Here is a 26,466-nt window from a genome sequence, read left to right as displayed (position 1 = left end):
ATCCGTTAGGCTCGGACCCATGTCAACCGTCCCACCGCTGTTCCGGCACCTGGTCGACGACGCCTCGATGTTCCCGCCCGGGAACCTCCCGCTGCCCGAGGCCGTGCCCGCTCACCGCGCTCACGCCGGTACGCCGTACGCCGACCTGGTCGGCGCCTTCGTCACCTCCGACGAGGACCTGATGAAGGTCGCCGCCGAGGTCGCCAGGCTCCGCGCGGAGGGTGCGGACTCACGCGCCGCGACAGACTTGGGCGACGCATCGGCCGCGGGATCGAGCGGCGCGAGCACCAGCCCCCTGAACGTCGCCGTGGTGATCACCGGTGGCGCCGGCGGCATCGAGCCCGCCATCCGGTACGGCGACCGCTCGCCCGACCTGAACGTCACCGCGATCGAGGTCCGTCTGCGCGACGAGGACGACCTGTCCCGCAACGCGCTGCGCGTTGTCCGCGCCTGCGACGACTGCCTGGACGAGGAGAACGCGTTCGTCGAGATCGGGCTGGACGGCGCCTGGGAGCGCGCGCTCGACGTCGTCGCCGACGCCGGCTACAACGCCAAGCTCCGCACCGGCGGCCTCGACGCGTCACTCTTCCCCAGCGCGGATCAGGTCGCCGCGTTCATCACCGCCTGCCTCGATCGCGAGGTCGCGTTCAAGTGCACGGCCGGCCTGCACAACGCCGTACGGCACACCGCCGCCGACACCGGCTTCGAGCACCACGGTTTCCTCAACGTCCTGCTCGCCACCCGCGCCTCCCTCGACGGCGCCGGCCTGGACGACCTCAAAGCGCTGCTCGACGAACGTGACGGCAAGACCCTTGCCAGCAAGGCGAAAGAACTCACCGACCAGCAGGCCGAGAGCACCCGCCGCTGGTTCACGTCGTACGGCTCCTGCAGCATCACCGAGCCGTACGACGACCTGAAGACGCTCGATCTCCTCAGCTGAAAAAACTGGAGCGAACTGTGACCTGGATCGACCTTCCCGACGGCACGCCGTTCGGCCCGGACAACCTGCCGCTGGGCGTGTTCCGGCTCGGCGACGAGGAGCCGCGGATCGGTGCCGCGATCGGTGACCACCTGATCGACCTGGCGCCGGTCGCGTCGGCACAGATGCTGGACGGGTCGCAGCTGTTCAACCAGCCGACCCTGAACGCGTTCCTCGCGCTCGGCCGCCCGGCCTGGAAGGCGACCCGCGAGTGGCTGATCGACCTGGTCCGCAACGAGAACAACCGCGACGCCGTCGAGCCCCACCTCATCGCGCGCGAAGCCGTCACGATGCTGCTGCCGTTCGAGGTCGCCGACTACGTCGACTTCTACGCCTCCGAGGTGCACGCGACGAACCTCGGCCGCCTGTTCCGCCCCGATTCCGAACCCCTGCTGCCGAACTGGAAGCACCTCCCGGTCGGCTACCACGGCCGGGCCGGCACGGTCGTTGCCAGCGGCACCGACATCGTGCGCCCGTCGGGCCAGCGCAAACCTCCGGCAGAGACCAGCCCGTCGTACGGCCCGTCGCAGCGGCTCGACATCGAGGTCGAGCTCGGCTTCGTCGTCGGTACGCCGTCCGCTCTCGGTACGCCGGTCGGGGTCGATGCGTTCGAGGACCACGTGTACGGCGTGGTGCTGGTCAACGACTGGTCCGCGCGCGACCTCCAGGCGTGGGAGTACGTGCCGCTCGGGCCGTTCCTGGGCAAGTCGTTCGCGACCTCGATCTCGCCGTGGGTGGTGTCGCTGGAGGCGCTGAAGGACGCGGCGGTCCCGCTCCCGCAGCAGGACCCGCCGGTGCTCCCCTACCTCCAAGGTGACCTGAAGAACCCCGACGTCACCTTCGAGGTCCGCTGGAACGGCCAGCTCGTGAGCACCCCGCCGTACCGGGAGATGTACTGGTCCCCCGCGCAGATGCTCGCCCACCTCTCGGTCAACGGCGCCTCCGTCCGCACCGGCGACCTCTACGCCTCCGGCACGGTCAGCGGCAACGCCATGGACCAGCGCGGCTCCTTCATCGAGCTCAGCTGGGGCGGCCGCGAGCCGATCACCGTGAACGGCGACGAACGCACGTTCTTGCAGGACGGCGACGTGGTCACGATCACCGGCTGGGCGAGCACCGCGGACGGCCGGAAGATCGGTCTCGGAGAGGTCACCGGACAGATCGTTCCTGCGCGAAAGTGAACAAAACCTGTTCATAGCTGTTCGTTTCTATTGACTACTGCTCGGTCCTGAGCAGAGAATCCTCGACGACCCGCCCGTCGTCCGAGGAGTGCGCTCGTGATTCCCATCCGTCCCGCGGCTGCCACCGCCGCTCTCGCGCTGACCGCGGCGCTGCTGGCGGCGCCGTCAGCAGGCGCCGCCAGCAGCCAAACCACCGGCCCGCTGACCCTCAGCTCACCAGAGCTGACCGTCACAGTCGCCGCCGACTTCCCCCGCGTCGTCCAGTACGCCGACAACGCCTCCGGCCGGATCCTCGGCGGTCAGCCGGACGCGATCTCGACCGTCACGATCAACGGCACCGCCCGGACGGCGCACCTCACCAGCGCGCCCACCGTCGAAGGCGCCAAGGCCGTCTACCACCTCGCCTTCGATGCTCTCCCCGGCGTCGAGCTGGACGCCAGCCTCGCGCTCGCCGGCCGCGTCACCACGTTCGCGATCGACGCCGTCCGCGACACCGAGGCCAGCCGGGTCGGCACGATCGACATCCCCGACCACGACCTCGTCTCGGTCTCGAGCACCGAGGCAAAAGCCACCACGGCGTTCACCACGCTCGACCCCGACTCCACCCGCACCGCCGACAAGATCACGCCGGTCACCGCCACCACCCCGGCGGAGTCGGCGCCGACCGGCGCGGCGTACGCGTTCGTCAGCACCAGCGGACTGGCCGCCGGGATCGAGTCCAACTCGACGTACGACAAGCCGGCCGGGCAGTCCGTCGACGACGGTGCCCGGTTCTGGCACCGCGCTCGCAAGGCGGCCGACGGCAGCTCGCGCGTCGGCGTGTGGAGCGGTCAGTGGACCTACCGCGCGGACACTTCGCCGTACACGGAGCCCTTGCCCTGGGCAAAGGTCGTGGTGACCCCGGACGCGAACAAGGACAAGACGGTCGACTGGCAGGACGGCGCGCTCGCGTTCCGCGCGATCATGACCGAGCCGAAGGGTGGTGAGCTGGTCAAGGACCGGGTGATCACCCACATCCCGTTCAACTTCGCCAGCCAGGCCACGCACCCGTTCCTGCGCACGCTCGACGACGTCAAGCGGATCTCGCTGGCCACCGACGGTCTCGGCCAGCTCGCGCTGCTCAAGGGCTACGGCTCGGAGGGCCACGACTCCGCGCATCCGGACTACGGCGGCAACTACAACATCCGCGCCGGCGGCCTGACCGACCTCAACACGCTGCTCAAGAAGGGCAAGGGCTGGAACGCCGCGTTCGGCGTCCACGTCAACACGACCGAGTCCTACCCCGAGGCGAACGCCTTCAGCGAGGACCTGGTCGACAAGTCCAGCAAGGGCTGGAACTGGCTGAACCAGAGCTACTACATCAAGCAGCGCCCGGACCTTGCCACGGGCAACATCGTGAAGCGGTTCCAGCAGCTGCGCGACGAGACCGACAAGAACCTGCAAGAGCTCTACATCGACGTCTACTACCAGTCCGGCTGGCTGGCCGACGGCCTGACCCGGCAGCTCGCCGACCAGGGCTGGCAGATCGCGACCGAGTGGGCCGACCGGCACGAGCGCACCTCGCTGTGGTCGCACTGGGCCAACGACCTGGACTACGGCGGCGCGACCAACAAGGGCCTGAACAGCCAGATCATCCGGTTCGTCCGCAACCACGAGAAGGACGTCTGGAACGCCGACCCGATCCTCGGTCAGAGCTCGCTGGTCGAGTTCGAGGGCTGGACCGGCGAGACCGACTGGAACAAGTTCTACGCCAACGTCTGGCAGAAGAACCTGCCGGCCAAGTTCCTGCAGCAGCAGAAGATCACCGACTGGAACGCGAGCGACATCCGCTTCACCGGCGGCGTCCGCGGCGCGGTCGAGAACGGCAAGCGCACCGTGTACGCCGGTGACGCCAAGGTCCTCGACGGCGACAAGTACCTGCTCCCCTGGGACGGCAACAAGAAGCTCTACCACTACAACCCCGAGGGCGGCCTGACCGCTTGGCGCGTCCCGGCCCAGCTGGCGAACGCGACCAAGTTCACCGTCTACAAGCTGACCGACACCGGTCGCGTGAAGGTCACCACCGCCCCGGTCCGCAAGGGCGTGGTCACTCTCGACGCCGTCGCCGGGCAGCCGTACGTCCTGTACCCCGACACGGCGCCGCAGCAGGCGGCAGCGAACTGGGGCGACGGCACCCACCTCAAGGACCCCGGCTTCAACGCCGGTGACCTGAAGGCGTGGAGCCCGACCGGCTACGCCAAGATCGACACGCTCGGCACCGGCCAGCACGTCGCCGTACTCGGTCCCGAGCAGACCTCGCTCAAGCAGCGCATCACCGGCCTGACCCGCGGCAAGACCTACAGCGCCTCGGCCTGGGTCGAAATCGAACCAGGCAAGTCACGCCGTACGACGATCAGCGCGGGCGGGGTCAGCAACACGATCTCCCGCTCGACCGCGCAGAACAAGGTCGCCTCGGACGACAAGAGCGACGCCTACTACCAGCGCGCCCGCGTCGTCTTCGATGCCACCGGCAACAGCACCGACCTGACCGTCGCGGCAGCGGCCGGCTCGGCCAAGGTCCGGATCGACGATGTCCGGGTCGTGGAGACCAAGCGGCCGGCCGCCGGACTGGTGGACGACTTCGAGAACGTCGACCAGGGCTGGGGCCCGTTCGTGAAGGGCGACTCCGGCGGTACGACGGACCCGCGCACGAGCCTCGCTCGCAAGCACGCGCCGTACACGCAGGCCGGCTGGAACGGCAAGCTGGTCGACGACGTGCTCGACGGCGACTGGTCGTTGAAGTCGCACGAGGAGAACGAGGGCGTGGTCTACCGGACGACGCCGGCGACCGTGCCGTTCACGCCGGGCCACAAGTACAAGGTGAGCTTCGACTACGAGAACGGCCAGGCCGGGCACTACGCCTGGGTCCAGGGTGTCGACCGGCCAGCGTCGGTCGAGGTCAAGTCCACTCCGATCGGCGCGCAACGGACGAAGGCGACGTTCAACCAGGAGTTCGTGGCCGGCTGCGGCGGCGACTACTGGGTCGGGCTGCGCAAGCTGTCCGGCGGCGGCGACCAGGCGGACTTCGTCCTGGACAACTTCGCCGTCACCGATCTCGGCAAGTCGTCCGAGGCCGCCGACTGCACGTCGCTGGCGCTGACCGGTGTCAACGGTCTGGTCTCGGGCGAGGCCAACGACGTCACCGCGACCTTCACCAACAACGACACGGTCGCGGCGAAGGACATCACCCTGGGCCTTCAGGCCCCGACCGGATGGACCGTCGAGGCAACGACCCCTGCGACCCACGCATCGGTTGCCGCAGGCACCAGTGTGAAGACGGTCTTCGCGGTCACCCCACCCACCGGTACGCCGGAGGGCAAGTACCCGCTGACCGCGACCGGCGGCCGCGCGACCACCGCGGCGGAAGCGACCCTGCTGCCGCCGGGGATCGTCCCGCAGTCCCGGATCAAGATCACCGAGGTCTCCAGCGAGGACCCCGGGACCGACGGCCCGGCGAGCGCGGCACTGGACGGAAACCCCAGCACGCTGTGGCATTCGGCCTGGTCCGAGGTCCCGACCCCGGCGACGTACCCGCATCACCTGACGCTCGACCTCGGGGCGTCGTACGCGGTGGACGGCTTCAGCTACCTGCCGCGCCAGTCCGGCACGAACGGGATGTTCAAGGGCTACGAGCTGTACGTCAGCACCGACGGGCAGAACTGGGGTACGCCGGTGAAGACCGGTGAGTTCCCCAACTCGACCGCCGTGCAGCGACTCGAGTTCCCCGCGGTCACCGGCCGGTACGTGAAGTTCGTCGGCACCAGTTCGCTCAACGGCGCGGTGTTTGGCTCGGCCGCCGAGCTGAACGTGTACGGCACGCGCTAGTACGACGACGACAGCGGCGCCACCTCTCCCCCGGGAGGTGGCGCCGCTGTGCGTGGATCACTTGGTGACGTTCACGCTCACCGCGGCGCTGGCGGCCTTGGCGGTGACGACGCGGAACTTGTTCACGCCGACGCGACCGCTCTGCACCCACACCGAGTAGGTGGCCTTCGAGGTCACCTTGGTGGTGGCCGGGAAGTTGACCCACTTGCCGTTCTCCAGCCGCTGCACCTGGACCGCGGTGTTCGCCGCGATGCCCGTGGTCTTGCCGGTGAAGGAGACCTTGGCCCACGCCTTGGCGGTGGCCTTGTCGGACTTGATGCTGATCGTCGGCGCGGCCGCGACGGTCGACGAGACCTGGGCGCTGTGCCCGGCGGTCGGTGCGGCGGTGGCCTGAAGGGTGCCGAGGGCAACGGCTCCGCCGGCCACGGTGAGGCCCGCGAGCACGGCGACGGAACGACGGACGAGCTGAGAACGAACGCGCATGATTTTCTGATTTCCCCTCGTATGGAACGGATTCCGGTGAACCCGACACCAGAGGAGACGCCCGCCCCGCGGGAGAAGTTGTGTTAAGAATCCGTCTCAGGTGACGACGGCAGCACGAGCCGGGCCAGTGCACCGCCGGTCGGCGCGGCCCCGAAGGTGAGCTCGGCGCCGAGCACCTTGGCGTGGCCGGCAGCGATCGTCAGCCCGAGTCCGTGCCCGGCACCCCGCTCGGCCATCCCGGAGCGGAACCGTCGGGGGCCCTCGGCAATCAGTTCCTCCGGGTACCCGGTGCCGTGGTCGACGACCTCGACGGTCCGGCCCTGCACGGTCACCTCGATCGGCGGCCGGCCGTGCCGCAGACCGTTGACGATCAGGTTGGCCAGGATCCGCTCGACGCGGCGCGAGTCGGTCGACACCGTCGCGTCCGGTCCGTTCAGCCGTACGACGACGCTGTCCGGCGCGATCGCCTGCTGCATCCGCAGCCGGCCGACCGCCGACGCGACGAACGCGCCGAGGCCGATGTGTTCCAGATCGGCCTGCTCGACCCCCGAGTCGAACCGCGCGATCTCCAGCAGGTCCTCGACCAGGCCGCGCAGCACCTTGGCCCGGTCGCGCACCAGTTCGCTCGGGCGGCTCGGCGGCAGCAGCTCGGCCGCCGTCAGCAGGCCGGTGACCGGCGTCCGGAGGTCGTGCGCGACGTCGGCGGTGAACCGCCGCTCGGCCTCGAGCTGACCGCGCAACGAGCTGGCCATCGAGTCGATGGCCGTCGCGAGCGCGTACACCTCGTCCTTGCTCCGGGCGTTCGCCTGGCCTTTGCCCTTGCTGACCGTCTCGACCGCCGACGCGTCCAGCTCGCCGCCGGCGATCCGGCGCGCCGTACCGGCCACGGAAACGATCCGCTTGGACAGGCTGCCAGCCGCGACGACGCTGACCAGGGCGACCAGCGCCACCGTGCCGATGCCGCCGATGATCAGCGCGCGGCGCAGCGCCTTGGTCGAGTCGTCCTCGCTGCTGTAGTCCTGCACGATCGACAGCACCTTGCCGCCGTCGACCGGCGCCGCGACCCACATCTTCGGGTTCGGCGCGCCGGTCACGAAGGTCGCCCGGGTTCCGCCCTCGGCCGTCTCCCGCAGCGCCTGCGGCAGCTGCGGGTCGTCGATCTTGGAGTCCCGGGTGGCGACGCCGTACTCGTTGTAGATCTGCACCGCGCTCGAGATCGACTCGCGGGCCAGATCGCGGGTCCGGTCCAGCCGGGACGTCTGGGCCTGCGTGTAGACCGCCACGCAGAGCACCAGGATCGCCAGCGAGGAGACCAGCAGGAAGATCAGGCCGAGCTTGCTCCGCAGCCCCACAGGTGTCCTCCGTCCTTGAGGTCAGGTGCGGAGGAGCCTACGCGCGAAGCTTGTACCCGAACCCTCGAACGGTCTCGATCCGGTCGGCGCCGATCTTGGTCCGCAGCCGCTGCAGGTGGACGTCGACCAGCCGGCCGTCGCCACCCCACTCGTAGTCCCAGACCCGCTGCAGCAACGTGCTGCGGCTCAGCACCACACCCGGGTTGTTCGCGAACTCGATCAGCAGCTTGAGCTCGGTCGGCGTCAGCTGGACGGTGCTGCCGCCTCGGCGTACCTCCAGGGCCTCGCGGTCCAGCTCCAGGTCGCCGAACGACTCGACGCCGGCTCCGCTCGCCGGGCTGGGCCGCTCCGGGTCCACCACCGCGCGCCGCATCACCGCGCGCAGCCGGGCCACCAGGACCTGCGTGTCGAACGGCTTGGTCACGTAGTCGTCGGCACCGGCTTCCAGGCCCAGTACGACGTCCAGCGCGTCACCGCGGGCGGACACCATCACGATCGGAACCAGGCTGGTCTCCCGGATCCGGCGGCACACGGAGATGCCGTCCAGGCCGGGCAGCATGATGTCCAGCATCACCGCGTCCGGGTGGATCTTCTCGAAGCTCTCGATCGCCTCCAGGCCGTCCTCGGCCGTGGTGACGTCGTAGCCGTGCCGCTCGAGGGTCAACTGGGTCGCCTCACGGATCACCGCGTCGTCCTCGACCATCAGGATGCGCGCTGCCGGTTCTTCCGGTACCACTGAAGTTCAGTCTCCCTTTTGGTCCTGCGAGCTCACCAAGAACATCTGCTGACCCTTCCAACGGTAGACCTGGATCCGGGTTACAGATGGGCAGCAAACTTTGTCGGCCGCGGTGAAGACTCCCGACTCCACGACGAGGTCGCCACCACGGCTGGCACTGATCTTGGTCTGGTCGGCCTTCAGACCCCAAATCCGGCGCGGACCGGTGGGCTCGGCGGCCATCAGCACAGCACCGTAGTTGAAGTTCCCGTCCAGGTGGATGTAGACCACGAGCTGGGGGTACTGCGACTTCGTGACGTTCACAGTAGGGCCGCGGCGCATGCAGCGCTCCACCACTGTGCAACCCGCCAGGATGCTGCGGAAGAAGGGTTCGAGCTTCCGGTCGGCCAGCAGCTTCAGCCGGACCTGGCCGAGGCTGACCGTGACAGCGGGCGTCGGGGACTGCTCCGGCTTGCCTTGGCCGAATCCCTTGATGCTCGGCGACGGCGTGGCCGACGACGGACCGGCCGCGGGCTCGGCGCCCTCGACCCGCAGGCCGCTGCCGTTCGCGCAGCCGGCCGAAAGCGTCAGGGCGGCCACAGCCAGCGCTGCCGGCAGCATCTGCCTAGCTCGCATGGGTCGCCTCCTGAAGTGCCTCACCGAACAGTTTCTTTCCCCCGTGCCCCTGTGATTCGGACAACTACCTTCCATAGTGCGGCCCCGACGTCACAACCGGTGGCCACAATCGTCCAGTGGCCTCGGCAGTTCCGTTGCGGTTGAGTCACAAAAGGTGGAACAACTCTCAGCTCACGACCACCTTGCCCGGATTCAGCAAGTTCTGCGGGTCCAGCGCGGCCTTGATCGAGCGGTGCACCGACAGCGCCACCGGGCCGATCTCCTGGGCCAGCCAGTCGCGCTTCAGCACTCCGACGCCGTGCTCCCCGGTGATCGTTCCGCCCAGTTCCAGGCCGATCTCCATGATCCGGTCGAACGCGACCTGTGCCCGCCGGGCCTGCTCGGGGTCCTGGGCGTCGAACACGACGGTCGGGTGCATGTTGCCGTCGCCGGCGTGACCGAGCACGCCGACGGTGATGTCCAGATCGGTGGCGACCTTCTCGGTCGCGCCGATGAAGTCGGCCAGCCGGGAGCGCGGGACGCAGACGTCGTCGATCATCGTCGTACCGAGCTCGTCGAGCGCGAGCAGTGCGGCCCGCCGGGCCTCCAGCAGGAGGTCGCCCTCGGCCTCGTCGTCGGCCTCGATGCACTCGATCGCGCCGTTCTCGCGACACAGCTTGGCCACCGTCGCGATGTCGGCCGCACCCGCGGCACCGCCCGCGTCGGACTGCGCGATCAGCATCGCGGCCGCGTCCTCGGGCAGGTCCATCCGCTTGTAGGCGTTGACCGCGCGGATCGTGGTCCGGTCCATGATCTCCAGCAGGCTCAGCGAGACGCCGGACCGGATGATCTCGACGATCGCCTCACCGGCCGTGACGCCGGACCCGAACAGCGCCGCCATCGTCCGCGGCTTGGCCGTCTCCGGCCGCAGCGCGAGGGTCGCCTCGGTGATGATCCCGAGCGTCCCCTCGCTGCCGACGATCAGCTTGGTCAGGTCGTACCCGGCCACGCCCTTCACGGTCCGGCGGCCGGTCCGCAGGATCTCGCCGTTCGCGAGCACGACCTCGAGCGCGAGCACGTAGTCCGTGGTCACGCCGTACTTCACGCAGCACAGGCCGCCGGAGTTGGTCGACAGGTTGCCGCCGATCGAGCAGAACTCCCAGCTGGACGGGTCCGGTGGGTAGAACAGCCCCTGCTCGGCGACCGCGCGCGACAGGACGGCGTTGAAGACGCCGGGCTGCGTCACGACGTACCGGTCGACGGGCTCGATCTCGAGGATCTTGTCCATCTTCTCCAGCGAGATGACGACGCAGCCGTCCAGCGCGTTCGCGGCGCCGGACAGGCCGGACCGCGCACCCTGCGGAACGATGGGCACGCCGAACTCGGCCGCGGCTCTCACCGCAGCCTGGACGTGCGCCGTCTCCCGTGCCAGTACGACGGCCGCCGGCACCCCGGCCGGGCAGAACATCGCCCGGTCGTACCGGTAGCTCTCCATCCGGTCCGGATCGGTGACCAACGCCTCTGCAGGCAGGACCTGACGCAACCGCTCGACGACCTCACTCATGGCTTCGAGCCTAGTAGGCACTCGGTGCCATGGCAGCTTGTCGTCGTGCGGTTGTGTCGCCGGTGCGCGGTCAGCGGGTGCGTGCGGTCCGGTTCTCGGAGATCTTGTCCCAGCCGCTGCCGAAGTTGCGGTACTCACGGGCGATCGCCGTGAACGTCGTACTGGTGTCCTTCGACTTCACCTTCGGCGTCCGGCAGGTGCGCTGCCCGGCCACCACCGCACCGGTGCCACCGCCGCTGTCGCAGGTCAGTGTCCGGCCGTTGTTGGACCCGCCGGTCTGCACCAGGATCGCGGTCGTCATCGCGTAGTTCGGCAGCTTGGCGTCCATCACGACCTCGGCCCAGTACTGCGAGCAGTTGTCCCGCATGAGCTTGACGTCGCCCCAGCCGGGCGGCTTGTTGTCGCGAAAGATCTGCGCTGACGAGATCGGTCGTGCACCCGGGCAGTTGGCCAGTTCGACGGCCTGAGCTGGTGAGGCCAGAGCGATTGCGCCCGCTCCGGCCAGGCCCGCGGTGCTGAGCAGAATGCCCAGTGTCTTCATCGGAAACCCTTCCTGGACGTGCGCCCCGACGCCCGTCCACTGGGCAGCGTACGCGAACCGCCCCTGACCTGACAGTCAATCCGGTAATCGGACATTGAACGGTCGGTGTCGGGGGCGGTACCCAGCGTGTCGGTGACGGCGGCCCTACAGGTTGCCGCGCCGCTCCTGCTCGCGCTCGATCGCCTCGAACAGCGCCTTGAAGTTGCCCTTGCCGAAACCGAGCGAGCCGTGCCGCTCGATCAGCTCGTAGAACACCGTCGGCCGGTCGCCGAACGGCTTCATGAAGATCTGCAGCAGGTAGCCGTCCTCGTCGCGGTCGACCAGGATCTTGCGCGACTGCAGCTCCTCGATCGGCGCCCGGACGTGGCCGATCCGCTCCCGCAGCTCCGGGTCCTCGTAGTACGAGTCCGGCGTGGCCAGGAACTCGACACCGTTGGCCCGCATGATGTCGACGGTGCGCAGGATGTCGTTGGTGGCCAGGGCGATGTGCTGCGCGCCGGCGCCGTCGTAGAACTCCAGGAACTCGTCGATCTGCGACTTCTTCTTCGCGATCGCCGGCTCGTTCAGCGGGAACTTGACCCGGTGGTTGCCGTTGGCCACCACCTTGGACATCAGCGCGGAGTAGTCGGTGGCGATGTCGTCGCCGACGAACTCCGCCATGTTCACGAAGCCCATCACCTTGTTGTAGAACGTCACCCACTCGTCCATCAGACCGAGCTCGACGTTGCCGACCACGTGGTCGATGGCCTGGAACAGCCGCTTCGGGTGGCCCTCGGGCCGCCGCACCTGGGTCTCGGCCGCGACGAAGCCGGGCAGGTACGGGCCGTCGTACCGGCTGCGGTCGATCAGCGTGTGGCGCGTGTCGCCGTACGCCGCGATCGCCGCGCGGCGGACCGTGCCGTGCTCGTCGGTGACGTCGTTCGGCTCCTCCAGCACGGTCGCACCCTGCTCGCGGGCGTGCTTGATGCACTTGTCCACGTCCGGCACCTCGAGCGCGATGTCGGAGACGCCGTCGCCGTGCTTGCGGTGGTGGTCGTTCAGCGGGCTGTCCGGCGTGACGCCGCCGGTGATCACGAAGCGGCCCGAGCCGGCCTTCAGGACGAAGGCCTTGTGGTCCTTGTTGCCGTGCTCGGGGCCGGAGTACGCGACCAGGTCCATCCCGAAGGCGAGCTGGTAGTACTTCGCGGTCTGCGTGGCGTTGCCGACCACGAAGACGACGGCGTCCATCGCGGTCACCGGGAACGGGTCGCTGCTCTCGTCGTACGGGACGAGGCCGACGAGCTGCTTGAGCTGATCGAGGTCCAGATCGGCGTCGAGCTCGGCGGGGGTGAGGTCGGTGCTGGTCATCGCGGGTCCTCCCGGTCGGTGGCTAGCTTGCCCAGGACTCTCGCTGGTGGCGGACAGGTTGCGCAACAGTTCTCGTTTTGACTGGTCAGCTTGTGCAGTATTCTGAGGTTACTGTTGGGCTATGTGGTCACCCTGACCACTGCTTGGAGGCTGGCATGTCGGTCGACGCCCTGGACGCCCGGATCCTCGATCTGTTCGCCGCCGAGCCGCGGGTCGGCGTCCTCGAGGCGTCCCGCCGCCTCGGTGTCGCCCGCGGCACCGTGCAGGCCCGCCTCGACCGTCTGCAACGCGACGGCGTCGTCCGCGGCTGGGGGCCCGACGTCGACACGGCCGCGATCGGCTATCCCGTCACGGCCTTCGCCACGCTGCAGATCGAGCAGGGCTCAGGCCATACGACGGTCGCCGCGGCTTTGGCCGCCATCCCCGAGGTCCTCGAGGTGCACACCATCACCGGCGCCGAGGACCTCTGGTGCCGCATCGTCGCCCGGTCGAACGCGGATCTGCAGCGCGTGATCGATCAGGTCGTCATCGTGCACGGCATCCAACGCGCGTCAACGGTGATCGCGCTGGCCGAGCAGATCCCCCACCGGGTCCTGCCGCTGCTCCGCGCTGCAACCTCCAAGTAGTCGGCCCTGAGGCCAGCACCTACTTCAAGTAGTTCACGCGAGGCGCTTGGCGACTTCTACCGCAGCTCGGGCGACCCGAGGGCCCACGAAATCCCGATCGAGCTTCCCCAGCACCACCACGCCGATGCTCGCTTCAACCCCAGGCACCCCGAGCACCGGACTCGACACCCCCTGCGCCCCCGCCTGCAGCTCACCCGCGGTGATCACGAACGGCCGCCCCGCCGGATCAGGCTTCCGCCGTCCCGCCAGGATCGCCTTGCCGGCCGCGCCCTGGTCGAGCGCGTGCCGCGAGCCCATCCGGTACGACACGTGGAAGTCGGTCCAGCTCGGCTCGATCACCGCGATCGCGAGCGCCTCCTCACCGTCGGCGACGGTCAGGTGCGCGGTCGCGCCGGTGTCCTCGGCGAGCGATCGCAGGACGGGCAGCGCGGCATCACGCAGCGTCGGCTGGACGCGGCGGCTGTAGTGCAGCACCGCGAGACCGAGCCGGGCCCGCCCCTCGCTGTCGCGTCGTACCAGCCGGTGCAGCTCCAGCGTGTTGACCAGCCGGTAGACCACCGTCCGGCTGACTCCGAGCGACGCCGCCAGCTCGGTGATCGACAGGCCGTCCGGGGCGTCCGCCAGCAGCTCGAGGACGGTCAGCCCCCGATCGAGCGTCTGGGACGTCTCTGCCGGCACAGCCGAAGCGTATCCGCTTTTCGGGCGCGGACCGATGGCGCCGTATCTTGCTGCCGTGCGAAATTACTGGTCACTCCTCCCGGCCATCGCCATCGCGGTCGTCCTGATCCTGCTGTACGCCGTACCGACGCTGGTCAATCCGCAGTGGACGACGACCGTGCTCGGGCTGTTCAAGCAGCACCCCGAGGACGCCGATCCGGCCGGTCGCCGGCTGACGCCGAAGCGGATCCAGTCCCGGCGGATGCTCGCCGGCCTGCTGGTCGTGGTCGCGCTCGGGCTGGTCGGGTTCAACATCTCGCTCAACCGCGAGGCGAACGGCTGCTACCAGGCCGCCACCGCGTGGGGCGCGGTCGACCGCGCCCCGGCCGGCAACCAGAAGCGCAGCAGCGACGACCCGTGCGTGACGATGATCTACGGCACGTTCATCGGCGACGGCTCCGGCGAGATCACCGGCGAGAAGCCGCAGCCGGTCCCGGCGTACCAGCTGATGGGCGACAAGAAGCCGAAGTACCTGAAGTGGATCCAGAACCGTCCGTCGTACGACGAGGGCGACCTGCTGATCGGGATCGGCGCCGACTGCGCGCTCGACCTGAAGGTCGAGCAGGGCAAGGACAAGATCACCGCGGTGATCGACATGGACCAGCCCTGCACCGCCGACGACGAGATCTCGCTGACCCCGATCAAGCTGAAGGAACCGCTCGGCGACCGCAAGATCGTCACCGTCGGCGGCAAGGAGCTGCAGCAGATCAACCCCGAGATGGACTCCTGGCCGACGGTCCTGAAGGAGCTGATCACCGGAGGCTGAGCGGGTTCAGCGCAAGGCGCGAACCTCGGCGTCGTACTCGCGGAACGGGCGGTTGCGGGCGAGCAGGATCAGCAGGCCGACGATGCAGACGCAGGCGCCGCCGGCCAGCGCGATCGTCGGGGTGGTCAGGTCGGCCGTCGTACCGGCCACGAAGTCGCCGAGCCGCGGCCCACCGGCGACGACCACGATGAACACCCCCTGCAGACGCCCGCGCATCGCGTCCGGCGCCGCTGATTGCAGGACGGTGTTCCGGTACGCCGAACTGACCATGTCGGCCATCCCGGACATCGCGAGCAGCGCCACTCCCAGCCAGATCGTCCGGGCGAAGCCGAACAGCCCGACGGCCGCGGCGTACGCCGTGATCGCGACCACGATCGCGATGCCTTGGCGCCGGACCCGGCTGACCCAGCCGGAGAACAGGACGCCGAGCAGCGCCCCGATCGCGGGCGCCGCCTGGAGGAGCCCGACGGTCTTCACGCCACCCGCGAAGAACGACCCCGCGACCGCCGGGAACAGCGCCCGCGGCTGCGCGAACACCATCGCCAGGATGTCGGCCAGGAACGTCGCCAGCAGCGCGGGCGCCGCCCGGAGGAAGGTGAACCCCTCCAGCACCGAGCGGATCCCGGCCCGGCGGACCTCACCGGTCGGCGGCACCGCGGGCAGCCGGAACAGCGCGTACAGCGCGGCCGTGAACGTGATGACGTCGACCAGGTACGCCGCCGCGAACCCGTGCCACGCGATCACCGTCGCCCCGAGCAGCGGCCCCGCGGTGAACCCGAGGTTGAACGCCGCCTGGCTCAACGTGTTGGCCGCCGGCAACAGCTCGGGCCGGATCAGCCGCGGGATGATCGCCGACCGCGCCGGGTTGTTCACCGCGAAACAGGCCGACTGGACCGCGACCACGGCGTACAGGACCCAGACCTGTTCCCACTCGAGCACCGACTGCACGACCAGCACCATCGAGAGCAGCCAGAGCCCGCCCGAGCTCACCAGCGCGAGCGTCCGCCGGTCGATCGCGTCCGCCATCGCGCCGCCGTACAGGCCGAAGACGATCAGCGGCACCAGCGCGAACAACCCGACCAGCCCGACCGCGAACGTCGACTCCGTCAGCGCGTAGACCTGGATCGAAACGGTCACCGCCGTCATCTGCTGCCCGAGCTGCGAAACCGTCGACCCCATCCACAACCGCCGGAAATCCGCCGACTCCTTGAGCGGTCGGAGGTCGGTCAGCAGACGAGGCACATAGGTAACCTATGTCACGACGTGACGTGCCTTACGAGGAGGTCGTGGGCACCGATGGACGCGGGGCTGCGTCTACCTCCGTATGACGAACCAAGCCCCTTCGCTGACCTGTCCGCTGTGCAGCTGCCCGCAGTTCCAGCAGGAGGAGGCCCGCAGCGACTCCCGGTGGGGATTCACGTCCCACCGGATGACGCTGCTGGTCTGCCAGAACTGCCGGTACGTGCTGCACTTCTACGACAAGAACTCGATCTTCGACTTCGACTGATCACCAGGGCAGGCGGCCCTCTTCGGCGTGGAGCTGGCCGGTCGGGGCGTCGGCGGGCAGGGTCGCCAGGCGTACGGCGACCGCCGCTCCCTGCGCCGGCGTCCTGGCCGCGTCCCAGCCGCCCATGTCCGTCGCGCAGTTGCCGGGGTCGGCGGCGTTGACCAGGATGCCGTCGGCCCGGAGTTCGTTGGCGAGCATGACGGTCACCATGTTCACCGCCGCCTTCGACGCGTTGTACCCGGTGGTGAGCACCGTGGACATCCGCGACTCGGGGTCGCCGACACGCGCCATCGACGACAGCTCGGTCGACAGGTTCACCACCCGCGCCTGATCCGCCCGCCGGAGCAGCGGCAGCATCGCCTGGGTCGTCGCGACCACCCCGAGCACGTTCGTCTCGAAGCTCGCGCGCAGGGAGTCGATCGGTACCTCACTCACCGGCCCGTCCCCGTCGGCGATGATCGCCGCGTTGTTCACCAGTACGTCGAGCCGCCCGTACTCCTGCTCGATCCACGCAGCGGCCTCCTTGCTGGTGCTCGCATCGTTCACCTCCACCCGAACCGCCGCCGCCTTCGCACCGTCCGCGGTCAGCTCCTTCACCACCACTTCCGCCCTGGCGAGGTCCCGCCCACCGACGAGGACGATCCACCCGAGCTCCCCGAACTGCCGAGCGATCTCCCGCCCGATCCCCTTGGTAGCGCCGGTCACAAGCACGATCTTCTGCTGAGTCATGCCCCCAACCCTCAGCCGCATTCGCCGCCCCCGGCAGAGTCGCCGAATCCAAGGACTCCCACTCCTCCCCGGGTCTGGCTCGCCGAAACCGCCGCGCGTGGCCGCCGGGGCGACGTGCTTGCGGGCGCGGTGCGCGATCTGGCGGAACACTTCCAGCCGCCCCCGCAGATCACGCCGCCCCGGCCGCGGGCGCCGGGCGGCTCCCCTCCACTCCGTCGCGTGCCCAGCCAGGGACCGGGCGTCCCTGGTTGGCTCTTCGGCGACCTGGGATTCTGGACAGATGGACCGGGCCCAGCTGGCAGACTTCCTCCGGATCCGGCGCGGACGACTCCGCCCGGAGGACGCCGGCCTGCCCGCCGGCCTTCGACGCCGTACGCCGGGCCTGCGCCGCGAGGAGGTCGCCTCCCTCGCGACCATGTCGACCGACTACTACACCCGCCTCGAGCAGGCCCGCGGTCCCCACCCGTCCCGAGCGGTCCTGACCGGCCTGGCTCGCGCCCTCCAACTGTCGACCGCCGAGCGCGACCACCTCTTCCGCCTGGCCGGCGAACAGCCCGGCCCACCACCAGGCCCACCCACGGACGTCCGCACCGGCGTACTCCGCATGCTTGCTCGCCTGGACGTCCCCGGCCTGGTCCTCGACGCCAAGTACGACGTACTGGCGTGGAACCCGCTGGCCGCCGCCCTCATCACCGACTTCTCCGCCGTCCCGGTCCGCGACCGCAACCTGCTCCGCCTGCGCTTCCTCAGCGGCACCACCCAGAGCGACCTCTTCGGCGAGGAGCAGACCGCCGAGTTCGCCCGCGAGGCCGCCGCCGACCTCCGCACCGCGACCAGCAAGTACCCCGACGACAAGTCGATCAGGACGCTCGTCACCGACCTCCGCACCGGCAGCGAGGAGTTCGCCCGGATCTGGACCCTGCACGAGGTCGGCACCCAGCAGACGATGTGCCAGACCCTCCACCACCCGCTGGTCGGCCGCATCGACGTCGTCTGCGAGGTCCTCGTCATCCCCGAACGCGACCAGAGAGTCGTCCTCTACACCGCCGACCCCGGCTCCCCCTCCGACCAGTCCCTCCGCCTCTTGGAGGTCGTCGGCACCCAGTCCCTCACGCCGTCGCCCCGCGGCTGAGGTCGTCGGCCGGCGTCCCGCCTCTCGGTTTCGTTCCGCAAGTCAGCGCTATGGTGGGGATATGGCGAAGACGTTCAAGGACTCCACCTGCTCGGTCGCGCGGAGCCTGGAGGTCGTCGGCGACGGCTGGACGCTGATGATCGTCCGCGAGGCGATGATCGCGGGGGCGACCCGGTTCCAGGAGTTCCGGGACACCCTGGGCATCGCGTCCAACAGCCTCGCCAAACGACTCGCCCTGCTGGTCGACGAAGGCCTGCTCGAACGCCGTACCTACCAGGAGCCGGGCGAGCGGGCCCGCGACGAGTACGTCCTCACCGAGTCCGGTCGCGCGCTCAGCCTGGTGATCGGCGCGCTCGCGTCCTGGGGCCGGGCCTACCGCCCCCACCCCGAAGGCACGTCGCCCCGCTTCGAGCTCGACGACTCCGGCGACGCCGCCCAGTTGGCCTTCGTGACCCGGGACGGCACCGAAGCGCCGGCCGACCAGCTCAAGGCCGTCCGCACCGAGGACCGCCGACTCGACGTCGCCTGACGCAACTTTCCTTCACAAAATCCAGCAGAACGTGTGCTGAAGAAACCGGCTCCGCTGGGTTGCCGAATGAGATTCAGACCTGCTAGCTTCATTTTCGAAACCTAGCCAGGGAGTCTCCGCATGTCCTCGAACCCGTCCCAGCAGCGCGCCACCTTCGCCGAACTGGTCCACGCACCCGAGCCCCTCGTGCTCCCCGGCGCGTACGACGCGTTCAGCGCCCGCCTGGTCGAACGCGCCGGCTTCCCCGCGACGTACCTCGGCAGCTTCGCGGCCGCCGCCAGCACCTTCGGCCAGCCGGACGTCGGCCTGGTGACGCTGACCGAGCTGGTCGACGCCACCCGCCGGGTCGTGGACGCGACCGGCCTGCCCGTGCTCGTCGACGGCGAGAACGGCTTCTACGAACCGTCGAACCTCTGGCGCACCGTGCAGGCCTTCGAGTCCGCGGGCGCCGTCGGGATCCACCTCGAGGACAACCTCGGCGGCAAGCACACGGCCCGCCCGGCCGGCCTGATGAGCCCGGACAAGATGGTCAACCGGATCCGGGCCGCGCTCGACGCCCGGACCGATCCGGCCTTCATGATCGTCGCGCGGACGGACGCCGCCTGGGTGTACGGCGATCTGGACCAGACCGTCGAGCGGCTCCGCGGCTACGTCGCCGCCGGCGCCGACATGGTGTTCGCACCCGCCGTACCGGCCGCGAAGCTCCAGGAGATCCGGTCCGCGATCGAGGCCCCCGTCATGGTCGCCGCCGACCTTTTCGATGCCCCCGGCAAGGATCGTCCGGGCAGCACGCTCGCGGAGTACGCCGATGCCGGCGCCGACGTCCTGCTGCTCTGGTACAGCGTGATCGGTGCCGCCGCCAAGGGCGTGATCGAAACTCTGGCCGGCCTCGCCGCGGGCTCCGAGGTCGCCGACCTCAGCCACCTGATCCTCGGCCAGCAGGACTTCGAGTCCGCCATGGACTACGCCGCGTACGAACGCCGCGCCGCCCGCTACCAGTAGCCGATCCCGCCATCCCACACCCCCGGCCCGCCTTCCAGCAGAGACGAGACCCACCATGCCCACCCCGATCGAGCCCACCGCGTCCGGCATCGGCACCACCATCTACACCAACGCCAACCTCATCACCGGCGACGGCCGCACGGTGATCCCCAACGCCACCCTCACCACCCACGACGGCCTCATCACGAGCATCACCACGGCCGACAGGACCCCGGGGGCCGGAGCCCTAGCGGGAAGAAGCGTGTCACTGGGCGGCGCACACGCGGGCGGGGCCGGAGATGCTTTGGCGGCAGGCACCTCGCCGGCAGTAGCCGCCGCGGTGGGTGAGGACGTGCGGGTGGTTTCGTGTGCGGGGCGGACGATCATGCCGGCGTTGGTGAATCCGCACGGGCACATCGGGTACATGCGCGGGACCGAGTGCGATCCCGCGCACTACTCCCGCGAGAACGTGATCGACCATCTGCGCCGGTTCGTCTACCACGGGGTGAGCACGTTCCAGTCGCTCGGTACCGACCTGGACGGCACCGAGGTCGCCGTACGGGACGACCAGCGGGCGGGGACGCTGGACGACCCGGATCTGGCAACGCTGTTCACCGCGGGAGCGGGGATCGTGGCGGCGCCGACGGCGGGGCTGCCCAGCGGTGCGCCGTACTTCGCGGTCGACGCCGTCCACCAGGCGACCGATGCGGACGACGCCCGGGCCTTCGTCCGTCAGCTCGCCGCGCGGAAGGTCGACGCGGTGAAGTTCTGGATCGACGATCGCGGTGGTCAGTCCGCGAAGCTGTCAGCGGACGCCGGACGGGCGATCGTCGACGAGGCCCATCGGCACGGCCTGCTCGCCGCCGCGCACATCTACTCGGTCGAGGACGCGAAGGTCGCCCTGTACGCCGGCGCCGACATCCTCGCCCACATGCCTCGCACCGAACCGGACCAGGAACTGATCGATCTCCTCGTCGAGCGCGACGTCGCCGTCTTCACCTCGATGACGGTCCAGGGCCCGACCCACACGGACTGGCTGGACGACCCGCTGGTCGCTGAGACGTTGCCCGCGGAGTCGATCGACGATCTCCGGACCCGCATGGCCGCGCGAGCGCTCGAGCCCCTCTTCGACACCGGCGACACGTACCGCCGACTTCGCGAGAACCTGGTCATCCTCCACGAGGCCGGCGTACGGCTCGTGTACTCCGCCGACACCGGCGTCTTCGCCCAGCTCCCCGGCCTGGCCGAGCACCGCGAACTGGAAGCGATCGTCGACGCCGGCCTCTCCCCGCTCACCGCCATCGAGTTGGCCACCAGCCGCTCGGCCGCCCTCCTCGGGCTCGCCGACCGCGGCCTGATCGAACCAGGCCGCCGCGCCGACTTCCTCGTCCTCGACGGCGATCCAACCGTCGACATCACCCGCACCCGCCAGATCGCCGCCGTGATCCTGGCCGGCCGCGTGGTCGACCGCCCCCACCTCCGCCGCCAACTCCTCGCCCACCAGCAGCCGGCGCACCTCTAGACGGAAGGCCAGCCGACCCAGGTCGGTGAACTTCAGGCTCGGCGTTGGGTGGCCCAGTCTCGGATCAGCTCGATGCGTTCCTTCAGTTCGATGGAGGAGGCGTGGGCCGCCGCGGGGCCGCCCAGTTTGCGGCGGAGGTCGGTGTGGATGACGCCGTGGGGCTGGCCGGTGCGGTGGTGCCAGGCGGCGACCAGGCCGTTGAGCTCTCGGCGGAGAAGGGCGACCTGTTCGTGGGTGGCCAGCTCGGTGGGAGTCGGGTCCGCGGACGCAGTGCCGTTGGCTCGTTGGGTGCGTTTCTGCTGGGCGATCGACTTGTCCTGGCGCTTCTTCAGGAGCTCGCGGACCTGGTCGGGCTCCAGCAGGCCGGGCAGGCCGAGGAAGTCCATCTCCTCGTCGGAGGCAAGGTCGCCGCCGGTGCCGTAGTCGCCGCCGTCGAAGACGACGCGGTCGAAGCTGGCGTCGGAGCCCAGCGCCTCGAACTTCGCGTCCAGGTCGTCGCTGGCACCTTCGGCCTGGTTGGCCTGCTTGATCAGGTCGTCCTCGAGGGCGAAGATGTCGCCGTCCTCGTTGCTGTTCTTGCGACCGAGGACGTGGTCGCGCTCGACCTCCATCTCGGCGGCGAAACCGAGCAGCCGGGTCACGGACGGCACGAAGACCGACGCGGTCTCCCCACGCTTGCGGGCCCGGACGAACCGTCCGACCGCCTGCGCGAAGAACAGCGGTGTCGAGGTCGGCGTCGCGTAGACCCCGACGGCCAGCCGCGGCACGTCGACGCCTTCACTGACCATCCGGACCGCGACCATCCACCGCGACTCGTCGCCGGAGAACTTCGAGATCTTCTTGCTCGCCGCCTTCTCGTCGGACAGTACGACGGTCGGCGCCTCGCCGGTCAGCTCGCGCAGCACCTTGGCGTACGCACGCGCCGTGTTCTGATCACCCGAGATCACCAGCCCACCGGCGTCCGGCATGTGCCGCCGGACCTCGGTCAGCCGCTTGTCCGCGGCCGCCAGTACGGCGGGCATCCACTCGCCGGTCGGGTCGAGCGCGGTCCGGAGCGCCTGCGCGGTCAGGTCCTTGGTCAGCGGCTCGCCCAGGCGTGCGGCGACCTCGTCACCGGCCTTGGTCCGCCAGCGCATCTCGCCGGAGTACGACATGAAGATGACCGGCCGGACGACGTGGTCGCGCAGGGCGTGTCCGTACCCGTACGTGTAGTCGGCCTTGCTCCGCGCCGCGCCGTCGTGCCCGTACTCGTACGTGACGAACGGGATCGGGTTGTCGTCGCTGCGGAACGGCGTACCGGTCAGCGCGAGCCGCCGGGTGGCCGGCTCGAACGCTTCCTTGACCCCGTCGCCCCAGCTCAGCGCGTCACCACCGTGGTGCACCTCGTCGAGGATCACCAGCGTGCGGAACCGCTCGGTCCGGACGCGGAAGGCCAGCGGGTTCACCGCGACCCCGGCGTACGTCACCGCGACGCCCTGGAAGTCCTTGTTGGTCCGTCCCTTGCCGCCGGCGAACGTCGGGTCGATCGCGATCCCGGCCCGGTCGGCCGCCTCGGCCCACTGGATCTTCAGGTGCTCGGTCGGCGTCACCACGGTGATCCGGTCGATCACCCGCCGGTGCAGCAGCTCGGCGGCGACGGTCAGCGCGAACGTCGTCTTGCCGGCGCCCGGCGTCGCGACCGCGAGGAAGTCCCGCGGCTGCTTGTCCAGGTACTGCTGCAGTGCCTCCGCCTGCCAGGCGCGCAGCTTGCTGGCGGTACCCCAAGCTGCCCGGTCCGGGTAGGCCGGAGGAAGCACGGCTGGTGGTGCTGGCACGTGCGAATCCACGGACGGCATACTCCCCCGATACTCGACTGTCGGCCGTGCAGGAACGTTACCCGAGAACGCTCAGACAATCAGATCGGCGGGCACCACCTCGACGTCGTACGGACTGGTCAGCCGTGCGATCTCGTCGCCGGTGACCTTCGCGACCTGCGCATATGCCCCGTCCTGCATCTCCCAGACGATCAGGGTCGGCGTGTCGGGATCGACCACCCAGTAGGACGGACACCCGGCCGCTTCGTACCGGGACCACTTGACCATGGTGTCGAACCGGCGCGTGCTCGGTGACAGCACCTCGACTGCCAGCAGCGGCGCCTTCGGCAGGTCACGCTCGGTGAAGTCGTCCCGACGCGCGACAAGAACGTCGGGCTGCATCACAGTGTCGCTCGAGAGCGCGACGTCGAAGGGTGCGGTGAGGACCTGCAACTCGGGTGGACAGACCAGCGTGAGCTGGACCAACAGGTTCGCGACAACCGTCTGGTGCCGCCACGACGGCGCCGGCGTCACGAGCAGGGCTCCGTCGATGAGCTCGTACCGATGCCCGTCATCCGGCAGCCGATCCCGATCCGCCCTGGTCAGTGGTCCGCTGTGCGCCCAGGGCTTGGGAAGGTCGTCCCCGATGGGTTCCATGAGTGTCATGCTGCCTCCTTGTTGTGGTCACACCAAGAACATGCCGCGATCTGCCCCGGCTCCGGCGGTTGTCCACAGGGCAGTTCGTTGTGGATCAGTTACGGCGGCCCCTGGGCCGATCCGCCTACACTCGGGGCATGAGTACTCAGTTGAGCCCGGGTGCGGAGACGGTTGTCGACGAGCGCACGCAGCCGTCGCTGGACAACGGTGACCACGAGCGGTTTTCGCACTACGTGCCCAAGGACAAGCTGACCGAGGCGATGGTGATGGGGACGCCGGTCGTCGCGCTCTGCGGCAAGGTCTGGGTGCCGAGCCGGGACCCGCAGAAGTTTCCGGTCTGTCCGGAGTGCAAGGAGATCTGGGACTCGCTCAACCCGGGTGACGACGACGGGGACGACAAGGAGTAGCACCGTCCCCACGGACAGCAGCCCGGCCCGGGTCAGTTCTGGGTCGGGTCGTCCGGGTACGTCGCCAGGTAGGCCATCTGGTCCTTCTGGCGGCGCAGGACGCGCCTCCACAGGCCCTCGGGCTGCAGGCTGAAGACGTCGTCGGGCTCCGACGGCACGACGTACCAGGCGCCCTCGGTGATCTCGCCCTCGAGCTGACCGCTGGACCAGCCGGCGTACCCGGCGAAGATCCGCATCCGCTGGATCGCGCCCTCGAGCAGCGCGGGCGGGACGTCGAGGTCGATCAGCCCGATCCGGCCGAAGCACTCGCGCCAGCCGGGCGGGTCGGCGGACTCGATCACCTCGGCGACCGCGAGCGCGCTGTCGGTGCCGACCGGGCCGCCCATGAACAGCACGCCGGGCTCGTTCACCGTCTCCGACCAGTCCGGCAGCACCTGGTCGACCTCGAGGTCGGCGGCCCGGTTGACCACCACGCCGAGAGCACCGTCCTCGTCGTGGTCCAGCAGCAGGATGACCGAACGCCGGAAGGGCGGCTCGTCGAGCAACGGGGTCGCCACGAGCAACGATCCGGTCAGGGTCGAGGCCGTCATGACCCCATCATGTCGTGCCGCGGGACTTTTGTACTGCGCGAAACCCGAGCCAGGCTCCGGTCGCGGTGCCGAGCAGGTCGGCGAGCGAGTCGAACGGGTCGCCGCTGCGGTCCGGCAGCAGGTAGTGCTGGACGAACTCGCTGCCGATCGCCTGCAGCACCAGCGCCGCCAGCAACCACCGCGCGGGAACGCCGACCCGCTGCCCGAGGTAGGCGACCGCCGCGAAGATCGCGAAGTGCGCCACCTTGTCGGAGTACGGGATGGTGCTCGTGTCCGGCCCGGCCTGCTCCGGCGAGTACAGCCCGTACAGCTGGACCAGGCAGGCCAGCACGAAGCCGGCCCGCCAGGCCCACACAGCCCGCACTACAGCGACAGCGACGGCGCGTCGTCCGGGAACACCTCGGCCGCCGGCGCCTTGCCTCCGGCGGCATCCCGTACGGCGTGCGCGACCATCGTGTGCACCTCCGGGTGGAAGACGCTCGGCACGATGTAGCTCGCGTTCAGCTCGTCGTCGGTGACGACGCCGGCCAGCGCCTTCGCGGCGGCCAGCTCCATCTCGATCGACACCTTCGACGACTGCGCGTCGAGCAGACCGCGGAAGACGCCGGGGAAGACCAGCACGTTGTTGATCTGGTTCGGGAAGTCGCTGCGCCCGGTGGCGACGACCGCGGCGTGCTCGCCGGCGGCCGCCGGGTCGACCTCGGGGTCGGGGTTGGCCAGCGCGAACACGATCGAGTCGTCGTTCATCGTGGCGATGTCGTCGCCGTTCAGGATGTTCGGCGCGGACACCCCGATGAACACGTCGGCCCCGGCCACCGCGCCCTTGAGGTCACCGCTGAGCTGGGCGGCGTTGGTGTTCTCCGCGATCCAGCGCAGTTCCGGCGACAGCCCGTCGCGCGCGCTGTGGATCACTCCGGCGATGTCGGCCACGACCGTGTCCTTGACCCCGGCCGCGATCAGCAGCTTCAGGATCGCCGTACCGGCGGCTCCCGCGCCCGACAGGACGACGCGGACCTCGCTGATGTCCTTGCCGACCACCCGCAGCGCGTTGTAGAGAGCGGCGACCACGACGATCGCCGTCCCGTGCTGGTCGTCGTGGAAGACCGGGATGTCCAGCTCCTCGCGCAGCCGGGCCTCGATCTCGAAGCAGCGCGGCGCGGAGATGTCCTCCAGGTTGATCCCCGCGAAGCCCGGCGCGATCGCCTTGACGATCTTGACGATGTCGTCGGGGTCCTGGGTGTCCAGGCACAGCGGCCAGGCGTCGATCCCGGCGAACCGCTTGAACAGCGCGGCCTTGCCCTCCATCACCGGCAGCGCGGCCTTCGGGCCGATGTTGCCCAGGCCCAGTACGGCGGACCCGTCGGTGACGACGGCGACGCTGTTGCGCTTGATGGTCAGCCGGCGCGCGTCCTCGGGGTTCTCGGCGATCGCCAGGCAGACGCGCGCGACGCCCGGGGTGTAGATCATCGAGAGGTCGTCACGGTTGCGGATCGGGTGCTTGGCCTCCATCGAGATCTTGCCCCCGAGGTGCATCAGGAACGTCCGGTCGGAGACGCGGCCGATCTCGACGCCCGGCACCGCGCGCATCGCCTCGACCAGGCGGCCGGCGTGCGCGGTGTCGGCGGCGGCGCACGTCACGTCGATCCGGAGCCGCTCGTGGCCGGAGGCGGTCACGTCGAGCGCGGTCACCAGGCCGCCGGCCTGCTCGACCGCGGTCGTCAGTTTGCTCACCGTCGAGCCGCCCGAAGGCACCTCGAGCCGGACGGTGATGGAGTAGGAAACGCTCGGCAAGGCAGTCACGCCCGCGATCTTCTCATGGCCACTCCAACGGCTGGAGGTTCCGTACGTTGCGTCCACGGCCACTCACTG

Annotated in this window: 26 protein-coding genes; 11 read left to right on the top strand and 15 right to left on the bottom strand. The window is 69.6% G+C overall.

Going from position 1 to position 26,466, the window contains the following annotated elements; all coding sequences use genetic code 11:
- Positions 1-19: 19 nt before the first annotated feature.
- The 3 genes from ACYVIO_RS16055 (at position 20) to ACYVIO_RS16045 (ending at position 6,024) form a co-directional block, all read left to right on the top strand.
- Complete coding sequence (locus tag ACYVIO_RS16055; protein ID WP_460651556.1) at positions 20-940, top strand: hypothetical protein; 921 nt, start codon at positions 20-22, stop codon at positions 938-940.
- A gap of 17 nt (positions 941-957) precedes the next feature.
- Positions 958-2,160 (top strand): fumarylacetoacetase, encoded by a 1,203-nt coding sequence (gene fahA, locus ACYVIO_RS16050; RefSeq protein WP_460651555.1) that lies wholly within the window; start codon positions 958-960, stop codon positions 2,158-2,160.
- A gap of 96 nt (positions 2,161-2,256) precedes the next feature.
- Positions 2,257-6,024 (top strand): endo-alpha-N-acetylgalactosaminidase family protein, encoded by a 3,768-nt coding sequence (locus ACYVIO_RS16045; RefSeq protein WP_460651554.1) that lies wholly within the window; start codon positions 2,257-2,259, stop codon positions 6,022-6,024.
- Between the two features lie 57 nt (positions 6,025-6,081).
- On the opposite strand, the gene ACYVIO_RS16040 is transcribed toward ACYVIO_RS16045, so the two are convergent.
- From ACYVIO_RS16040 to hppD, 7 genes are all read right to left on the bottom strand, one after another.
- Complete coding sequence (locus tag ACYVIO_RS16040; protein ID WP_460651553.1) at positions 6,082-6,507, bottom strand: hypothetical protein; 426 nt, start codon at positions 6,505-6,507, stop codon at positions 6,082-6,084.
- A gap of 83 nt (positions 6,508-6,590) precedes the next feature.
- The gene (locus ACYVIO_RS16035) at positions 6,591-7,859 is read right to left on the bottom strand and encodes a HAMP domain-containing sensor histidine kinase (protein ID WP_460651552.1); all 1,269 of its coding nucleotides are present in this window, start codon (positions 7,857-7,859) and stop codon (positions 6,591-6,593) included.
- A gap of 37 nt (positions 7,860-7,896) precedes the next feature.
- Positions 7,897-8,595 carry a two-component system response regulator CseB gene (gene cseB / locus ACYVIO_RS16030; protein ID WP_460651551.1) on the bottom strand — a complete coding sequence of 233 codons (699 nt, stop codon included), beginning with the start codon at positions 8,593-8,595 and terminating at the stop codon, positions 7,897-7,899.
- A gap of 6 nt (positions 8,596-8,601) precedes the next feature.
- Complete coding sequence (locus ACYVIO_RS16025) at positions 8,602-9,210, bottom strand: hypothetical protein (RefSeq protein ID WP_460651550.1); 609 nt, start codon at positions 9,208-9,210, stop codon at positions 8,602-8,604.
- A 166-nt stretch (positions 9,211-9,376) separates the two neighbouring features.
- Positions 9,377-10,753 (bottom strand): FAD-binding oxidoreductase, encoded by a 1,377-nt coding sequence (locus ACYVIO_RS16020; RefSeq protein WP_460651549.1) that lies wholly within the window; start codon positions 10,751-10,753, stop codon positions 9,377-9,379.
- 70 nt (positions 10,754-10,823) lie between these two features.
- Positions 10,824-11,294: a hypothetical protein gene (locus tag ACYVIO_RS16015; protein WP_460651548.1), complete on the bottom strand. Its 471-nt coding sequence runs from the start codon at positions 11,292-11,294 to the stop codon at positions 10,824-10,826.
- Positions 11,295-11,438: 144 nt separating this feature from the next.
- A complete protein-coding gene (gene hppD, locus ACYVIO_RS16010; protein ID WP_460651547.1) occupies positions 11,439-12,641 on the bottom strand; it encodes a 4-hydroxyphenylpyruvate dioxygenase in 1,203 nt (400 codons plus the stop codon).
- Between the two features lie 155 nt (positions 12,642-12,796).
- On the opposite strand from hppD, the gene ACYVIO_RS16005 reads away from it, so the two are divergent.
- Positions 12,797-13,267 (top strand): Lrp/AsnC family transcriptional regulator, encoded by a 471-nt coding sequence (locus ACYVIO_RS16005; protein WP_460651546.1) that lies wholly within the window; start codon positions 12,797-12,799, stop codon positions 13,265-13,267.
- Positions 13,268-13,300: 33 nt separating this feature from the next.
- Here ACYVIO_RS16005 and ACYVIO_RS16000 read toward each other — a convergent pair whose 3' ends face one another.
- Positions 13,301-13,945, bottom strand: coding sequence for an IclR family transcriptional regulator (locus ACYVIO_RS16000; protein WP_133977902.1), 645 nt, complete (start codon positions 13,943-13,945; stop codon positions 13,301-13,303).
- A 55-nt stretch (positions 13,946-14,000) separates the two neighbouring features.
- Between ACYVIO_RS16000 and ACYVIO_RS15995 the strand changes: the two genes are divergently transcribed.
- A complete protein-coding gene (locus ACYVIO_RS15995; protein ID WP_460651545.1) occupies positions 14,001-14,750 on the top strand; it encodes a hypothetical protein in 750 nt (249 codons plus the stop codon).
- Between the two features lie 6 nt (positions 14,751-14,756).
- Here the strand turns inward: ACYVIO_RS15995 and ACYVIO_RS15990 are convergent, their stop codons facing one another.
- Entirely contained in the window at positions 14,757-15,992 is a 1,236-nt protein-coding gene (locus ACYVIO_RS15990; RefSeq protein WP_460651544.1) for an MFS transporter, read from the bottom strand.
- A gap of 82 nt (positions 15,993-16,074) precedes the next feature.
- Here ACYVIO_RS15990 and ACYVIO_RS15985 point away from each other — a divergent pair, with 82 nt between their 5' ends.
- Entirely contained in the window at positions 16,075-16,257 is a 183-nt protein-coding gene (locus ACYVIO_RS15985; protein ID WP_184804481.1) for a hypothetical protein, read from the top strand.
- On the opposite strand, the gene ACYVIO_RS15980 is transcribed toward ACYVIO_RS15985, so the two are convergent.
- Positions 16,258-16,986 carry an SDR family oxidoreductase gene (locus ACYVIO_RS15980; RefSeq protein WP_460651543.1) on the bottom strand — a complete coding sequence of 243 codons (729 nt, stop codon included), beginning with the start codon at positions 16,984-16,986 and terminating at the stop codon, positions 16,258-16,260.
- Between the two features lie 280 nt (positions 16,987-17,266).
- Between ACYVIO_RS15980 and ACYVIO_RS15975 the strand changes: the two genes are divergently transcribed.
- From ACYVIO_RS15975 to ACYVIO_RS15960, 4 genes are all read left to right on the top strand, one after another.
- Positions 17,267-18,118 carry a helix-turn-helix transcriptional regulator gene (locus ACYVIO_RS15975; protein ID WP_460651542.1) on the top strand — a complete coding sequence of 284 codons (852 nt, stop codon included), beginning with the start codon at positions 17,267-17,269 and terminating at the stop codon, positions 18,116-18,118.
- A 61-nt stretch (positions 18,119-18,179) separates the two neighbouring features.
- Positions 18,180-18,647 (top strand): winged helix-turn-helix transcriptional regulator, encoded by a 468-nt coding sequence (locus ACYVIO_RS15970; protein ID WP_460651541.1) that lies wholly within the window; start codon positions 18,180-18,182, stop codon positions 18,645-18,647.
- A gap of 120 nt (positions 18,648-18,767) precedes the next feature.
- Complete coding sequence (locus tag ACYVIO_RS15965; protein ID WP_460651540.1) at positions 18,768-19,649, top strand: isocitrate lyase/PEP mutase family protein; 882 nt, start codon at positions 18,768-18,770, stop codon at positions 19,647-19,649.
- A gap of 55 nt (positions 19,650-19,704) precedes the next feature.
- Positions 19,705-21,150: an amidohydrolase family protein gene (locus ACYVIO_RS15960; RefSeq protein ID WP_460651539.1), complete on the top strand. Its 1,446-nt coding sequence runs from the start codon at positions 19,705-19,707 to the stop codon at positions 21,148-21,150.
- A 32-nt stretch (positions 21,151-21,182) separates the two neighbouring features.
- On the opposite strand, the gene ACYVIO_RS15955 is transcribed toward ACYVIO_RS15960, so the two are convergent.
- The gene (locus ACYVIO_RS15955) at positions 21,183-22,985 is read right to left on the bottom strand and encodes a DEAD/DEAH box helicase (RefSeq protein WP_460651538.1); all 1,803 of its coding nucleotides are present in this window, start codon (positions 22,983-22,985) and stop codon (positions 21,183-21,185) included.
- A 51-nt stretch (positions 22,986-23,036) separates the two neighbouring features.
- Positions 23,037-23,609 carry a Uma2 family endonuclease gene (locus ACYVIO_RS15950; RefSeq protein ID WP_460651537.1) on the bottom strand — a complete coding sequence of 191 codons (573 nt, stop codon included), beginning with the start codon at positions 23,607-23,609 and terminating at the stop codon, positions 23,037-23,039.
- A gap of 128 nt (positions 23,610-23,737) precedes the next feature.
- Between ACYVIO_RS15950 and ACYVIO_RS15945 the strand changes: the two genes are divergently transcribed.
- On the top strand, positions 23,738-24,007 hold the full coding sequence (locus ACYVIO_RS15945; RefSeq protein ID WP_184804463.1) for a DUF3039 domain-containing protein: 270 nt from the start codon (positions 23,738-23,740) through the stop codon (positions 24,005-24,007).
- A 32-nt stretch (positions 24,008-24,039) separates the two neighbouring features.
- Here ACYVIO_RS15945 and ACYVIO_RS15940 read toward each other — a convergent pair whose 3' ends face one another.
- From ACYVIO_RS15940 to ACYVIO_RS15930, 3 genes are read right to left on the bottom strand one after another with little or no spacing between them, the layout of a single operon-like run.
- Positions 24,040-24,597, bottom strand: a complete 558-nt coding sequence (locus tag ACYVIO_RS15940; protein ID WP_460651536.1) for a YqgE/AlgH family protein — start codon at positions 24,595-24,597, stop codon at positions 24,040-24,042.
- A gap of 7 nt (positions 24,598-24,604) precedes the next feature.
- Positions 24,605-24,952, bottom strand: coding sequence for a VanZ family protein (locus ACYVIO_RS15935; RefSeq protein WP_460651535.1), 348 nt, complete (start codon positions 24,950-24,952; stop codon positions 24,605-24,607).
- Between the two features lie 8 nt (positions 24,953-24,960).
- The gene (locus ACYVIO_RS15930) at positions 24,961-26,397 is read right to left on the bottom strand and encodes a malic enzyme-like NAD(P)-binding protein (RefSeq protein WP_460651534.1); all 1,437 of its coding nucleotides are present in this window, start codon (positions 26,395-26,397) and stop codon (positions 24,961-24,963) included.
- Positions 26,398-26,466 lie beyond the last annotated feature (69 nt).

It is taken from the genome of Kribbella endophytica (assembly GCF_054781295.1).
Note: the sequence above shows the minus strand (reverse complement) of the source record. Positions and strands in the feature narration are given on the sequence as shown.

Coding starts and splice junctions, on each gene's coding strand:
- ACYVIO_RS15970 (WP_460651541.1), top strand. CDS start 18,180: ATGGCGAAGACGTTCAAGGACTCCACCTGCTCGGTCGCGCGGAGCCTG.
- ACYVIO_RS15980 (WP_460651543.1), bottom strand. CDS start 16,986: ATGACTCAGCAGAAGATCGTGCTTGTGACCGGCGCTACCAAGGGGATC.
- ACYVIO_RS15975 (WP_460651542.1), top strand. CDS start 17,267: ATGGACCGGGCCCAGCTGGCAGACTTCCTCCGGATCCGGCGCGGACGA.
- ACYVIO_RS16015 (WP_460651548.1), bottom strand. CDS start 11,294: ATGAAGACACTGGGCATTCTGCTCAGCACCGCGGGCCTGGCCGGAGCG.
- hppD (WP_460651547.1), bottom strand. CDS start 12,641: ATGACCAGCACCGACCTCACCCCCGCCGAGCTCGACGCCGATCTGGAC.
- ACYVIO_RS16005 (WP_460651546.1), top strand. CDS start 12,797: ATGTCGGTCGACGCCCTGGACGCCCGGATCCTCGATCTGTTCGCCGCC.
- ACYVIO_RS15985 (WP_184804481.1), top strand. CDS start 16,075: ATGACGAACCAAGCCCCTTCGCTGACCTGTCCGCTGTGCAGCTGCCCG.
- ACYVIO_RS15945 (WP_184804463.1), top strand. CDS start 23,738: ATGAGTACTCAGTTGAGCCCGGGTGCGGAGACGGTTGTCGACGAGCGC.
- ACYVIO_RS15960 (WP_460651539.1), top strand. CDS start 19,705: ATGCCCACCCCGATCGAGCCCACCGCGTCCGGCATCGGCACCACCATC.
- ACYVIO_RS15965 (WP_460651540.1), top strand. CDS start 18,768: ATGTCCTCGAACCCGTCCCAGCAGCGCGCCACCTTCGCCGAACTGGTC.
- ACYVIO_RS15950 (WP_460651537.1), bottom strand. CDS start 23,609: ATGACACTCATGGAACCCATCGGGGACGACCTTCCCAAGCCCTGGGCG.
- ACYVIO_RS16025 (WP_460651550.1), bottom strand. CDS start 9,210: ATGCGAGCTAGGCAGATGCTGCCGGCAGCGCTGGCTGTGGCCGCCCTG.
- ACYVIO_RS15955 (WP_460651538.1), bottom strand. CDS start 22,985: ATGCCGTCCGTGGATTCGCACGTGCCAGCACCACCAGCCGTGCTTCCT.
- ACYVIO_RS15940 (WP_460651536.1), bottom strand. CDS start 24,597: ATGACGGCCTCGACCCTGACCGGATCGTTGCTCGTGGCGACCCCGTTG.
- ACYVIO_RS16055 (WP_460651556.1), top strand. CDS start 20: ATGTCAACCGTCCCACCGCTGTTCCGGCACCTGGTCGACGACGCCTCG.
- ACYVIO_RS16020 (WP_460651549.1), bottom strand. CDS start 10,753: ATGAGTGAGGTCGTCGAGCGGTTGCGTCAGGTCCTGCCTGCAGAGGCG.
- ACYVIO_RS16040 (WP_460651553.1), bottom strand. CDS start 6,507: ATGCGCGTTCGTTCTCAGCTCGTCCGTCGTTCCGTCGCCGTGCTCGCG.